At 34.6% G+C, this 13,071-nt stretch carries 14 protein-coding genes; all 14 read left to right on the top strand.

Features of this window, described 5'->3' with window-relative positions; genetic code table 11:
- Nucleotides 1-42 precede the first annotated feature (42 nt).
- The 14 genes from fliF (at nucleotide 43) to fliY (ending at nucleotide 13,027) form a co-directional block, all read left to right on the top strand.
- Nucleotides 43-1,644 (top strand): flagellar basal-body MS-ring/collar protein FliF, encoded by a 1,602-nt coding sequence (fliF, locus tag A9C19_RS11335; RefSeq protein WP_072580053.1) that lies wholly within the window; start codon nucleotides 43-45, stop codon nucleotides 1,642-1,644.
- Between the two features lie 12 nt (nucleotides 1,645-1,656).
- Nucleotides 1,657-2,673: a flagellar motor switch protein FliG gene (gene fliG, locus A9C19_RS11330; RefSeq protein WP_072580052.1), complete on the top strand. Its 1,017-nt coding sequence runs from the start codon at nucleotides 1,657-1,659 to the stop codon at nucleotides 2,671-2,673.
- Nucleotides 2,666-3,427: a flagellar assembly protein FliH gene (gene fliH / locus A9C19_RS11325; RefSeq protein WP_158515084.1), complete on the top strand. Its 762-nt coding sequence runs from the start codon at nucleotides 2,666-2,668 to the stop codon at nucleotides 3,425-3,427. The genes fliG and fliH overlap by 8 nt, the downstream gene beginning before the upstream one ends.
- A 7-nt stretch (nucleotides 3,428-3,434) precedes the next feature.
- Entirely contained in the window at nucleotides 3,435-4,754 is a 1,320-nt protein-coding gene (fliI, locus tag A9C19_RS11320; protein ID WP_072580050.1) for a flagellar protein export ATPase FliI, read from the top strand.
- On the top strand, nucleotides 4,754-5,197 hold the full coding sequence (gene fliJ / locus A9C19_RS11315; RefSeq protein ID WP_072580049.1) for a flagellar export protein FliJ: 444 nt from the start codon (nucleotides 4,754-4,756) through the stop codon (nucleotides 5,195-5,197). The genes fliI and fliJ overlap by 1 nt, the downstream gene beginning before the upstream one ends.
- An 11-nt stretch (nucleotides 5,198-5,208) precedes the next feature.
- Nucleotides 5,209-5,799 carry a MotE family protein gene (locus tag A9C19_RS11310; protein ID WP_072580048.1) on the top strand — a complete coding sequence of 197 codons (591 nt, stop codon included), beginning with the start codon at nucleotides 5,209-5,211 and terminating at the stop codon, nucleotides 5,797-5,799.
- Nucleotides 5,800-5,814: 15 nt separating this feature from the next.
- A complete protein-coding gene (locus tag A9C19_RS11305) occupies nucleotides 5,815-8,241 on the top strand; it encodes a flagellar hook-length control protein FliK (protein WP_072580047.1) in 2,427 nt (808 codons plus the stop codon).
- An 11-nt stretch (nucleotides 8,242-8,252) separates the two neighbouring features.
- The gene (flgD, locus tag A9C19_RS11300) at nucleotides 8,253-8,672 is read left to right on the top strand and encodes a flagellar hook assembly protein FlgD (protein ID WP_072580046.1); all 420 of its coding nucleotides are present in this window, start codon (nucleotides 8,253-8,255) and stop codon (nucleotides 8,670-8,672) included.
- 11 nt (nucleotides 8,673-8,683) lie between these two features.
- Nucleotides 8,684-9,052: a TIGR02530 family flagellar biosynthesis protein gene (locus tag A9C19_RS11295; RefSeq protein WP_233499164.1), complete on the top strand. Its 369-nt coding sequence runs from the start codon at nucleotides 8,684-8,686 to the stop codon at nucleotides 9,050-9,052.
- Between the two features lie 90 nt (nucleotides 9,053-9,142).
- The gene (flgG, locus tag A9C19_RS11290) at nucleotides 9,143-10,087 is read left to right on the top strand and encodes a flagellar basal body rod protein FlgG (RefSeq protein ID WP_072580045.1); all 945 of its coding nucleotides are present in this window, start codon (nucleotides 9,143-9,145) and stop codon (nucleotides 10,085-10,087) included.
- Nucleotides 10,088-10,142: 55 nt separating this feature from the next.
- Complete coding sequence (locus A9C19_RS11285; RefSeq protein ID WP_072580044.1) at nucleotides 10,143-10,364, top strand: flagellar FlbD family protein; 222 nt, start codon at nucleotides 10,143-10,145, stop codon at nucleotides 10,362-10,364.
- Nucleotides 10,357-10,785, top strand: a complete 429-nt coding sequence (fliL, locus tag A9C19_RS11280; protein WP_072580043.1) for a flagellar basal body-associated protein FliL — start codon at nucleotides 10,357-10,359, stop codon at nucleotides 10,783-10,785. Before A9C19_RS11285 ends, fliL begins: the two co-directional genes overlap by 8 nt.
- A 33-nt stretch (nucleotides 10,786-10,818) precedes the next feature.
- The gene (fliM, locus tag A9C19_RS11275) at nucleotides 10,819-11,817 is read left to right on the top strand and encodes a flagellar motor switch protein FliM (RefSeq protein WP_072580042.1); all 999 of its coding nucleotides are present in this window, start codon (nucleotides 10,819-10,821) and stop codon (nucleotides 11,815-11,817) included.
- Entirely contained in the window at nucleotides 11,807-13,027 is a 1,221-nt protein-coding gene (fliY, locus tag A9C19_RS11270; protein ID WP_072580041.1) for a flagellar motor switch phosphatase FliY, read from the top strand. The genes fliM and fliY overlap by 11 nt, the downstream gene beginning before the upstream one ends.
- The last annotated feature ends 44 nt before the right edge of the window (nucleotides 13,028-13,071 follow it).

Genomic DNA, 13,071 nt, shown 5'->3' with positions numbered 1-13,071 from the left:
TATAGGGTAATGCATGTCATCATAATCGGGGGACTTTATGGAATGAATGAAAAATTAACTACTATTAAAAATAAATTAAATAATGTTTGGGCAGAAAGAAGTAAAGGGCAGAAAATCACACTAATAACAAGCATCATTTTAGTTATATTGATTGCTTCTATCTTAACTTATTTTATTTCTAAGCCTAACTTAGTTCCACTATATTCTAATTTATCACCAGCAGAAACTGGTCAAATTAAAGAAACATTAGATGCAAAAGGTGTGAACTCTGAAATCATTAATAACGGATCTGCGATATTGGTCCCTAAAGAACAAGTAGATACGTTAATGGTGGAACTGGCATCTGAAGGTATTCCAAATACCGGGATAATTGATTATTCTTTCTTTGGCCAAGATGCTGGCTTTGGTATGACAGACAAAGAATTTGACGTTATTAAATTAAAAGCTACACAAACTGAGCTTGCAAACTTAATGAAAGGGATCGAAGGTGTTAATGATGCAAATGTCATGATTAACTTACCGGCAGAGTCAGTATTTGTAGGTGACCAAGGTGAAGGATCTTCAGCATCTGTCGTACTAAACCTTAAACCAGGTGCGCAACTCGATCAGGAAAAAGTGAATGCTTTATTTCATTTAGTTTCAAAAAGCGTTCCAAACCTTACGACTGAAAATATTGTAATTATGGATCAAAATTTTACTTATTATGACTTAAATGACGGTAAAAATACGACTCCTAGTACAGACTATGCTTCCCAGCAAGAAATTAAATCACAGATAGAGCAAGACATTCAGCGTGATGTACAAAAGCTTCTTGGAACAATGATGGGACAAGATAAAGTAGTAGTGGCAGTTACTACTGATATAGACTTTACCCAAGAAAGCAGGGAGGAAAACCTCATTTCACCAGTTTCTGAAGATAGTGATGAAGGAATTGCGATAAGTGTTGAAAGAATCACTGAAGCATACACTGGAAATGGTGCGCAAGCCGCTGGCGGTGTTAATGGAACAGGTGAAACGGATGTCCCTGCTTATGAAGGATCAACAGAAACATCAGGTGATGGGGACTACGAAAGAATTGAAGAAAGAATTAATAATGAAGTAAACCGTATTAATAAACAAATTGTCGAAAGTCCTTATAAGATTAGAGATTTAGGTATACAAGTAATGGTAGAACCTCCTAATCCAGATGATCCTCTTTCGTTTACAGCTGAAAGAGAAGAGGACATTCAACAAATTCTTTCAACAATAATTAGAACGACAATTAATAAGGACACAGCATTAGAACCACTAACAGATGAGGATGTGGCAAACAAAGTAGTTGTCTCTGTACAAGCATTCGATGGCAAACAACAAGTTGAAGAAATGACGCCTACACAAACCATCCCTATATGGACGTATATCGTAGCAGGAGTTCTTTTATTCGTTATTATTATTTTAATAGTTTTATTACTAAGAAAGAGAAAAGATGACGTTCAAGTAGATGATAGTGAGGACTTAGAGATACAAGAGCCGATAAGAGTACAAGATATAAATAATGAAATTGAAACTGAAGGTACAGTACGTAAAAAACAATTAGAAACGATGGCGAAAGAGAAACCAGAGGACTTCGCAAAGCTATTACGTACGTGGATTTCAGAAGAATAGGAGTGGGGAAAATTGGCAAGAAGAGATCAATCTGTATTAACTGGTAAACAAAAAGCTGCCATTCTTCTAATCTCCTTAGGACCTGAGGTTTCTGCTTCTATTTATAAACATCTATCAGAAGAAGAAATTGAAAAGCTAACACTTGAAATTTCTGGTGTTCGTAAAGTAGAAGCGGATAAAAAAGAAGAAATTATTGAAGAATTCCATGACATTGCAATGGCGCAGGACTATATTTCACAAGGTGGTATTGCATACGCAAAGCAAGTGTTAGAAAAGGCATTAGGAGAAGAAAAGGCAACAAGCATTATTCACCGGTTAACTTCATCCTTACAAGTGAAGCCATTTGATTTTGCAAGAAAAGCCGATCCATCACAGATTTTAAATTTCATCCAAAATGAACATCCACAAACGATTGCATTGGTACTATCCTATTTAGAACCTACTCAATCAGGTCAAATTTTATCTGAATTACCTCAGGAACTACAAGCGGATGTTGCAAGAAGAATTGCTGTCATGGATCGAACTCCTCCAGAAATAATTAATGAAGTTGAACAAATTCTTGAGAGAAAGCTTTCTGCTACAGTTACTCAAGATTACACACAAACAGGTGGGATAGAGGCTGTAGTAGAGGTTTTAAACGGAGTCGATCGATCTACGGAAAGAACCATTTTAGATTCGCTTGAAATTCAAGACCCAATGCTTGCTGAAGAAATTAAGAAACGTATGTTTGTATTCGAAGACATTGTTACACTTGACAATCGTGCAATTCAACGAGTGATTAGAGATGTAGAGAATGATGACTTAATGCTTTCCTTAAAAGTAGCTAGTGAGGAAGTGAGGGAAGTTGTATTCAAAAATATGTCGAAACGTATGGTGGATACATTTAAAGAGGAAATGGAATATATGGGTCCAGTTAGATTACGAGATGTTGAAGAGGCTCAATCAAGAATTGTAGGTGTCATTAGAAGATTAGAAGAAGCTGGTGAAATTGTCATTGCTCGTGGTGGAGGAGATGATATTATTGTCTAAACTTATTAAGTCACAATACGCCAGAGAAAATAAGGAAAAGACACCCATAAGTATCATCAATATTCAGGAGATATTAAATGACAGGCTGAAAGAAAAAATTGATCCTGAAATTCAAAAACAATCTACATTCTTAATAGATCAAGCAAAGATTGAAGCGGATGCTATATTACAAGAGGCTCATGCACAAAAGGATAAGATATTAAGAGAAATAGAATCTCATCAGCTTGCTTGGGTTAATGAACGTCAACAGCAAGTAGAAGAGGCTAGACAAGAAGGATATGCGGAAGGTGTAGAGTTAGGCCGTCAGCATGCGATTAGTCAATATGAAGGATTAATTCAAGAAACACAAAGAATCATTGAGTTATCTAAAGAAGATTATCAGGAGAGAATTCAATCAGCTGAAAATGAGATTCTACTTCTATCAACAAGAATTGCAGAGAAAATTCTTCAAGTAACACTTGAGGAGAACAAAGAGAACTTCTTGCCCTTTATAAAAAAAGGACTTAACGAAGTAAAAGAATATGAACATATTAAAATTCATGTTAATCCTTCTTATTACGAATACCTTTTAAGTCGGAAGGAAGAACTTCAAGTGTTGATGACAAATCAGAAAGATATCTACATCTATCCTAATGCTGAATTAAGTGAACATGGATGTATGATTGAATCTGAATTTGGACGAATTGATGTAAGCATAGATACACAGTTAGAGCAGTTAAAAAAACAGCTATTAGATTTAGTTGATGAGGGGTGATCACTAATTGAGAGCATTGGACCTTGTTCATGAAATAGAGAAACTAGATTCTTATAAAAGATTTGGGAAGGTAAAACAGGTCGTTGGATTGATGATTGAATCAAGAGGACCTGAGAGCTCAATTGGTGATCTTTGTTATATCTACACGGGAGCAAATAATAAGACGAAAATCCCAGCAGAAGTAGTTGGTTTTCGAAATGAATTTGTCTTATTAATGCCATATCAGCAACTGACAAATATATCTCCTGGCAGTATTGTTGAAGGAACAAATGAACCTCTTAGAGTGAAGGTAGGCTCTGCTTTAGTAGGTCAAGTTATTGATGCCTTCGGGAAACCTTTAAATGAAACGATGCTGCCAAAAGGGTTAGCCTATGTTCCTACAGACCAATCACCACCTAATCCGATGAAACGACCACCGATTCACGAGAAAATGGAGGTGGGGGTACGTGTGATTGATAGTCTCCTTACCGTCGGAAAAGGTCAACGTGTTGGTATTTTTGCAGGGAGTGGTGTTGGGAAAAGTACACTGATGGGAATGATTGCAAGAAATACTAATGCTGATTTGAATGTGATTGCTCTTATAGGAGAACGTGGACGTGAAGTAAGAGAATTCATTGATCGAGACTTAGGACCAGAGGGGTTAAAAAGATCTATTGTTATTGTCGCTACCTCAGATCAACCTGCATTAATGAGGATGAAAGCGGCTCTTACAGCAACAGCTGTAGCCGAATATTTTAGAGATAGAGGCATGAATGTCATGTTTATGATGGATTCTGTCACTCGAGTGGCTATGGCCCAACGAGAAATTGGCCTAGCGGTAGGAGAACCACCAACAACGAAAGGGTATACTCCTTCTGTTTTCGCAATCTTACCAAAGTTACTTGAACGGACTGGAACGAATGAACTAGGTTCAATTACTGCATTTTACACAGTTTTGGTCGATGGTGATGATCTTAATGAACCAATCTCAGATACAGTTCGAGGAATATTAGACGGTCATATTGTATTAGATCGTCAATTGGCGAACAAGGGTCAATTTCCTGCTATTAACATTCTTAAAAGTATAAGCCGTGTTATGAATCAGATAGTAGATCCTATGCATAAAAAGTCGGCAACTCGACTTAGAGATTTATTGTCCACTTACTTAAACTCAGAAGACCTTATTAATATAGGAGCTTATAAAAGAGGATCTTCAAAGGAAATAGACGAAGCAATTAGGCTTTATCCTAAAATTATATCTTTTTTAAAGCAAAATGTTGAGGACAAGGTAACTAGTGAAGACAGCATACATTCTTTAATTCAATTTATGGAAACAGGTGAATTTTAGTGAGTTTTCAATTTCGATTTCAAAAGGTAATGGATATTAAAGAAAATGAAAAGGAAAAATCATTAGCAGAATATAACCAATCTGTAAGTGATTTTGAGAGTGTAGCTAATAAGCTGTATGATTCAATGAAACAAAAAGAAATTCTTGAGGAAAATACGTTATCTAGATTAAATGAAGGTATTTCTGTTCAAGAGATGAGACATTATCAACAATTTGTTTCAAATATTGAAAAGACCATCTCACACTATCAAAAGCTTGTCATGTTAACAAGAAATCGAATGAATGAGCAACAAGTCAAATTAATGCAAAAGAACATAGAAGTAAAGAAATATGAAAAATTAAAAGAAAAACAAAAAGAAACTTTTTTGATGGATGCGAAAGCAAATGAAAATAAAGTAATGGATGACCTATCCATTCAATCATTTATGTACCGAGGAAATTAGGTGAATACGTAATGGAAAATGAAAAGCAGGAATATGGAAAATTTCAATGGTTCTTTTTTGTCATTTTTATTCCAACGATTTTTACGATTACCTTGGTGGTTGTTATTTTATCGGTCGCAGGATTTGATGTAGCTGGAAAAACAAAAACCACATTAGCAAAAGTACCAGTTGTTGAAAAGCTTTTTAACGAAGAAGAGGCTGATAGACCATCTGAACCGACACCAGAAGAACAAGCGGCAGAAGCGAAATTGGAATACGAAGAAACTTTAGAAGAACAAAATTCTACTATTACTGCACTTGAAAAAGATGTCTCGTTAAAAGAGAAGGAAATTCAAAAATTAAATCAAGAAGTAAGCTCTCTGGAGAAACAAATTGAAGAAATCAAGCAAGCTGAAACAGAGAGTAAAAAGAAAGATATTACTAAGTTATATGACAACATGACAAGTAAAAAAGCAGCAGAAATCATTCCGAATCTTAATGAAGAAGATGCTATCCTTATTCTTAGTTCACTAGATGACAAGCAAGTTGCAGATATATTAACAAAGATGGAAGTCGATGACGCAGTTAAGTTTACCAATCTTTTAGCTACAGATGGTCAGTAGAAAGGAGGTGAACAAGTGAAACTTTCATCATTGTTGTACAAAGTGAGTGAAAATATAGAGAAGGACGTTAATCAAATTAAATTGATAGATAATACTCCTTTTTCTGCTATCTATCACCGTGTATTAAAAAGCGGACAAGATATAAGTAATAATCGATCGGATATAACAAGTAGTTATGCAGTTGATGTTGATGTTGAAAATCACTTTGCAGAAATTAAAAGTGAATTACAGGCACATTTTTCAATTCAGAACAATATGAGAGAAAAAGTATCATTTGACTCCTTTATACCTACCTTTTCTCTGCTAGAGAAAGAGATCGGTTTGAAGTTAAATAATTCGGAAGCATTTGATAACTTCATGAAAGAATCAAATTTTACTACTATCTCAGATGCTTTAATCGGGTTAAAAGGTATCGAGATATATTCCTTATCGGAAGATCAGAATATAAATGAAAATCTTCTAAACAAGCTTAATAAATTATTAAATGCTGAGCTATCTAGTTATAAAATACCCGAAGAAGTGACAGTTGAAACTATTTTTCAATCAATTAATCAATTAAATGATTCAGATCAAGCAGTGGTAAGCTTGCCCTTCTTGTTAACAAATTGGTCAACTAGAAATGGCTCAAAACTAGTGGAAAATGCGGATAAACTAATCACAACTAATGATATACTGACAGATTATCAGAAGAGACAAGGTCTCCATGAAGTTACTCGAGAAAAAGTCAATAAGGTTCTATTGGATGAATCAGTACCACCTGATATCGCTGAACCTTTAAGTAAACTAGTTGCAGAAACAGACCTTTCAACTTTACAAAAAATAGTCAAAAAATTAGTTGATAATGTATATGGTATAGACCTTAACTCTCATTCCGATGGAAGTACAAAGTTATTTGAAAATAACTTTGTAGAGAGGAAAAAAGAAGAACACAATAATGCTAACAAATTACTTATATCAGGTCTAAATCTTCTTAAAGCTAACAAGAATATCGACTTTCATGAAATTGAGGGAGACATTACGATGTTACTTAATAAAGTGGTTCAAAGTAAGTTGAATGGATTAGTAAGCAATCAAAAAAAATCTATGACTGATCGACTGCAAAACAATTCTTTTTCAACTTTTAATCTATTACAAAATACAAATGCAAAACCTATAAACAAAAACGGTGTCGATAACAGTGGTGATAAAATAAATCTAGAGAAGTATCCACTTTTAAACGAGATTGTAAATAGCCTTAAAGAAACAGAAGGCACAAATCGTGATGATGACAAATTAAATGGTTTACCATTTCATTTTGGTGGTCTACAACCTAACCCTACTATTTATCCGGGAGTTCTTAATGGTAGTACAAACAACCCCAACGATATTGATTCAATAAATAGTAACAGCGCTGTTATAAAAGGGATAGTAGAAACGGTTGAAGGAGCTCTCTTACTGCCAAAAGAGTATTCGAAAGATGTTGATAATCTTCTAATTGGATTAGAGAATTTCTTTAGGAACATGAATCAATCACTTTTTAATGGGATTATAACAGGTGAGGCTAACTCATCAGCTTTCACCAAGGATCAAGAATCTACTGCCATTGCAACTTCAAAAAACACAAGCATTTTGAATGATATTAGTACTCAGGTTGAGTTTACTAATCAAGTAGTTGATGCTATTAAAAGATTAACTCTTTCCCAAGAGCCTACTTTAACAAAAGAGGTGTTTTTACAACTAGAGCCTAAAACGCTTGGTCAACTAACAATAAAGCAGATGCAAATGAATGGTAGGTCGCTTGTCAAATTAGAAGGATCTTCAAATGAAGCAAAGCTTTTACTAAATCAAACAATTAATCATGTAAAAGAAGCTTTTCCATATTTGAAACTTGAAATGACAAACGATAAAGTACAAGCAGAAGTGAATTCTAGTAATCTGGTCCAGAATAAAATGAGTGATAATACAGAATCGTTAGAATTAGACTTAGGAAAATATATGAATACCGTTGTATCGGGAACAGATAACCAAAAGATTGATGCTTCAACTAAACAAGAATTTACAAATCAGTTGCTAAATACTTTAAAATCAAAAGCTCTATTTCAGGCAGGAAGTCAATCAAAACGCTTAGTTCTTAAGTTGAATCCAGAACACCTAGGTCAATTAACTGTGAAACTGGTCCAAACAAAAGGTGAAATGGTAGCGAAAATTATTGCTTCAACTGAATCAGCAAAGGAATTGTTAGAGCACAGTATTCAACATTTGAAACAAGCACTTCCTTCAGTAAAAATTGAAATTGAGAGATTTGAAGTATATAACGAGCAATTTTCTAAACCACTTAAAGATTCATCAGAACAGCAGCAAAAAGAAGAACGTAATCATAAAGATACAAATGGCAATGATCAAAAGGAAAATGAACAAAATTTTGGTGATACACTAAACGACTTACTAAATCAATTTGTTTAAGGAGGGGAATTATGACTACAATTGATCCTAGTTTATTTCTTATGAATAGGCCAGTATCTTCAACGGGAAATTCGTCTCTAGGGAAAGATGAATTCTTAAAAATATTAATGACTCAATTGCAAAACCAAGACCCTCTTAATCCGATGGAGGACAAAGAATTTATAGCTCAAATGGCACAATTCTCAACATTAGAACAAACGACTAATATGACAAGCATGTTAGAGAAATTTCTTAATACGTTCTCAGAAGAAAACCCAATACTTGTGTATTCAGAAATGATTGGAAAAAAAATTGATTGGGAAAATAGTGATTCTAAAGGTTCTGGTACTGTTAAATCCGTTAAGCAATCAGAAAAAGGGATTGTACTAGAATTGGATAATGGTAAAGAAATTTCAAATCATGATGTAATCAAAATTAGTAAATCCGAATAGTAGGACTTAGTATGTCGGTAAAAATTAATCACATTCAGAACTACCCAATTCATACAAATAACATTCTAGCTAAACAACAATCGTCTTTTAAGAGCTTGCTAGAAAATGAGCTTACTAGCAGCCAAAAATTGAAGATTAGTAAGCATGCTCAAACGCGCTTAACAGAAAGGGAGATTACTTTATCAGATGAAACCTGGTCACAAATTGAAAAGAAAATCTCCGAAGCAAGAAAAAAAGGCGTTCAAGATTCTCTCGTTTTAGTTAATGAAGCAGCTCTTATTATTAACGCTAAAAATAATACAGTCATTACTGCTATGGATCGAGATGAAGCCAGAACACAGATGTTTACGAACATTTCAGGTGCAATCATTATGGATTAATTTAAGGCTGGACCTTATAAAGGATGCCTCTAGTTGTGGAATGACAGAAACAGCTAAAACAATAACATAACCTAAGGGAGAGAATAATTAATGTTACGTTCACTTTATTCAGGAATCAGTGGTATGAAAAACTTTCAAACTAAGCTTGATGTTTTAGGTAATAACATTGCCAATGTTAATACGTACGGATACAAGAAATCCCGAACTACCTTCTCCGATCTTTTTAGCCAACAAATTTCAGGTGCATCTGGAGCAACAGCAAATAGTGCTGGAACAAATGCAAAAGAAGTAGGCTTAGGGGCTCAAATCAGTTCTATTGATACAATTCATACGACAGGTTCTACTCAGATTACATCAAGATCATTAGATTTAGCCTTAAATGGAGATGGATTTTTCATCGTAGGGACAATCAATAACAATGCTAACATCAATAGAAATACAAATGAAATTACTTCTCCAGGAATTGAAGAAGCCGTGGACTTGAATTTCACTAGAGCTGGTAATATGTATCTTGACGATGAAGGATATATTGTAACTGCTGATGGAATGTACTTAATCGGAGAGGCAGCTGAAAAAACGACGGCAGGTAATACGGTCACATTCACTAATAATCTTAGTGGTAACCCTGGCTTAATTCAAATTCCTTTATCAGCGCAAAGTTTCAGTATCGCTCCAGATGGAAAGGTTAACTTTGTAAATGAGAATGGAGAATTAAATGTAGCTGGTCAAATTAGATTAGTGAACTTTGCAAATGAAGGTGGTCTAGAAAAACTAGGAGGAAACTTGTATAGAGAATCTGCCAACTCAGGTTCAGTAGACAAAGATGGAAATGGCTTTGTTGAGTTAGCCGATTTACCTGTAGCAGGTACAGATGGAACAGCTAATATCATCTCAGGCGCATTAGAAATGTCAAACGTTGACCTTGCGGAAGAATTTACAGAAATGATTGTCGCTCAACGTGGTTTCCAATCAAATACAAAGATTATTACAACCTCTGATGAAATCTTACAAGAGCTAATGGGCTTAAAACGTTAATAAGGGAGGTGGAGGCTGGATGGTTCTTCAATTAATCATCAGCCTCTTATAGAAAATGGTTCAATTAACAAGACTTAACGGTAAACGTTTTTCATTAAATGCAATTTATATTGAAGTTATCGAATCTTTTCCAGATACAACCATTACATTAACGAATGGTCATAAATATGTAGTAAAGGAATCAGAACAGGAAGTGTATGCTAGTATCACTTCGTTTTATCGGGAAATCAATATGCTATCGTTAAGGAAAGGTTCGGAGGTTGTAGATCATGAATAAAAAGCTTTTGAGCATTATGCTTGTCATCATCGTATCAATAACTCTTATTGGGGTAACAGCACTTGTCGTTGTTATGAAATTTATTGGAGAAGATGGCGAAGAAAAAGCTCCTTCAATTGAGGAAGTTGTAGCAGCTTCTGTAGATATTCCTGAAATAACTACAAATTTATCCAGTGGTAATATAGTACGTTTATCCTTTAAAATTGAAACAGAGTCAAAGAAAGCAATGGAAGAGTTAACACAAAGAGAATTTCAAGTGCGTGATATTATTATTTCAGAATTAGCTAATACAACCTCTGACCAATTAGATGGCAAGGATGGCATGGATAAATTTAAAGAACAAATAAAGAATAAAATCAATGAATTAATGCAAGAAGGCAAGGTTAATAAGATTTACACCACTTCCTATATCCTTCAATAAATACAACAAACTATTAAGTAGGAGGTGAGCACCATGGCGGGTGATATTTTATCACAGAGTGAAATCGATGCCTTGTTATCAGCCATTTCTACTGGAGAAATGGATGCAGATGAATTAAAAAAAGAAGAATCAAGTAAAAGAGTAAAGGTCTATGATTTTAAACGAGCACTAAGGTTCTCAAAGGATCAAATTAGAAGTTTAACTCGTATTCACGATAACTTTGCTAGACTTTTAACAACGTATTTTTCAGCCCAATTAAGAACTTACATCCAAATAACGGTTGGTTCTGTTGATCAACTGCCTTATGAGGAATTTATACGTTCTATTCCTAAAATGACCGTATTAAATGTTTTTGAGGTTCAGCCATTGGAAGGAAGAGTATTAATGGAAGTGAATCCTAATATAGCATACGCTATGATGGATCGAGTTATGGGGGGACTTGGGTCAAGTGTTAATAAGATTGAAAATTTGACTGAAATCGAGACGAAAATCATTTCCAGTATTTTTGAAAAATCGTTAGATAGTTATCAAGAAGCTTGGGAATCATTAGTTGAGATTGAGCCTATGATGTCTGAATTTGAAGTAAATCCACAATTTTTACAAATGGTTTCACCAAATGAAACGGTGGTTGTTATTTCATTAAATATACAAGTAGGAGAAACAAGTGGAATGATCAATCTATGTATTCCACATGTCGTTCTAGAACCGATTATTCCAAAGTTATCCGTACATTACTGGATGCAATCAGACAGGAAAGAACCTAAGCCTAATGAAATTGATGCTCTTAAGAAGCAAATTCATTTAGCTGAACTTTCTGTATCTGCCGAATTAGGCTCTTCAAATATATCTATTCAAGATTTTCTTCAATTACAAATTGGAGATGTGATTCAATTAGAGAGCACTATCGACCAGCCATTGGTGGTTAAAATAGGGGATAAACCGAAGTTTACTGGACAACCAGGGAAAACAAACAAAAAAATAGCGGTTCAAATTATTGACCACTTAGTGAGAGGTGAAGAAGATGGTGAGTAATGATATGTTATCGCAGGATGAAATTGATGCTTTATTAAAAGGTGCAAGCGTTGAAGATGAGGGTACATCTACAACTACTGAGGATAATAATCAATTAAGAAAAGAAGATTACTTTAGTGAAATGGAAGAAGATGCGATTGGTGAGATTGGCAATATCTCATTTGGTAGCTCAGCTACTGCATTATCTACCCTATTACAACAAAAGGTAGAAATTACAACACCTAGTGTATCGGTCGTACAAAAAAGTAAACTTGGAGAGCAATTTGTTCATCCTTACGTTGCAATAGAAGTAAATTATACTGAGGGCTTTACAGGAAGTAATTTATTGGTCATTAAACAAAGTGATGCTGCTATTATTGCCGATCTCATGATTGGCGGTGACGGTACAAATCCGGATGAATTACTTGGAGAAATTCAAGTAAGTGCTGTACAAGAAGCAATGAACCAAATGATGGGTTCTGCAGCAACATCTATGTCTACTATTTTTAATAAAAAGGTTGATATTTCGCCACCAAGAGTAGAATTATTAGATGCGAATGAAACGGACGAAGCCAAAATTCCTGAAGATGATTTACTTATTCAAGTATCCTTTAGACTTAAAATTGGAACATTAATTGATTCTAATATTATGCAATTATTACCTTTGATGTTTGCTAAAGACTTAATTGATGAACTAATTAATCCGAAACAAGAAGCTGTTGCAGTAGAGGCTACAAAAGAAGTTCCGTTACCTGAAGTACCAATGGAAGATCAAGTTGTTCAACAGCAGCAGGTATATCATCAGGAAAACATGAGCATGAATGTACCTCCTCAAATGGGACAACCTAGTCAACAAATGTATACATCTCAACAACAATATACACAGCCACGTCAGCAGTTTCAGCCAGATGTGAATGTGAAACCAGCAGAATTTACAGCGTTTGAGCCTATGCACTACCAACAACAGGATATTCAAAACTTAGATATGCTTTTAGATATCCCTCTGAAGGTTACAGTTGAGCTAGGCAGAACAAAGCGTTCTGTTAAAGAAATACTTGAATTGTCGTCTGGTTCCATCATTGAACTTGATAAACTTGCTGGTGAGCCAGTTGATATATTGGTAAACAGTAAAATTGTTGCTAAAGGTGAAGTAGTCGTTATTGATGAAAACTTTGGAGTACGTGTGACAGATATTGTTAGTCAAAGAGAAAGATTAAATAAGTTAAAATAATACTGAATTGTAATTACTCTAAACGATTACATGTTCGAAGCTAA

This window comes from Bacillus weihaiensis (assembly GCF_001889165.1).
GTDB classification, from domain to species: Bacteria; Bacillota; Bacilli; order Bacillales; family Bacillaceae; genus Metabacillus; species Metabacillus weihaiensis.
This window is presented reverse-complemented; position numbering and strand designations above follow the sequence as displayed.

Bases quoted from the DNA above. Each gene is read 5' to 3' on its own strand.
- fliF (WP_072580053.1), top strand. From the start codon at position 43: ATGAATGAAAAATTAACTACTATTAAAAATAAATTAAATAATGTTTGG.
- A9C19_RS11310 (WP_072580048.1), top strand. From the start codon at position 5,209: ATGGAAAATGAAAAGCAGGAATATGGAAAATTTCAATGGTTCTTTTTT.
- flgD (WP_072580046.1), top strand. From the start codon at position 8,253: ATGACTACAATTGATCCTAGTTTATTTCTTATGAATAGGCCAGTATCT.
- A9C19_RS11295 (WP_233499164.1), top strand. From the start codon at position 8,684: ATGTCGGTAAAAATTAATCACATTCAGAACTACCCAATTCATACAAAT.
- flgG (WP_072580045.1), top strand. From the start codon at position 9,143: ATGTTACGTTCACTTTATTCAGGAATCAGTGGTATGAAAAACTTTCAA.
- A9C19_RS11285 (WP_072580044.1), top strand. From the start codon at position 10,143: ATGGTTCAATTAACAAGACTTAACGGTAAACGTTTTTCATTAAATGCA.
- fliL (WP_072580043.1), top strand. From the start codon at position 10,357: ATGAATAAAAAGCTTTTGAGCATTATGCTTGTCATCATCGTATCAATA.
- fliM (WP_072580042.1), top strand. From the start codon at position 10,819: ATGGCGGGTGATATTTTATCACAGAGTGAAATCGATGCCTTGTTATCA.
- fliY (WP_072580041.1), top strand. From the start codon at position 11,807: ATGGTGAGTAATGATATGTTATCGCAGGATGAAATTGATGCTTTATTA.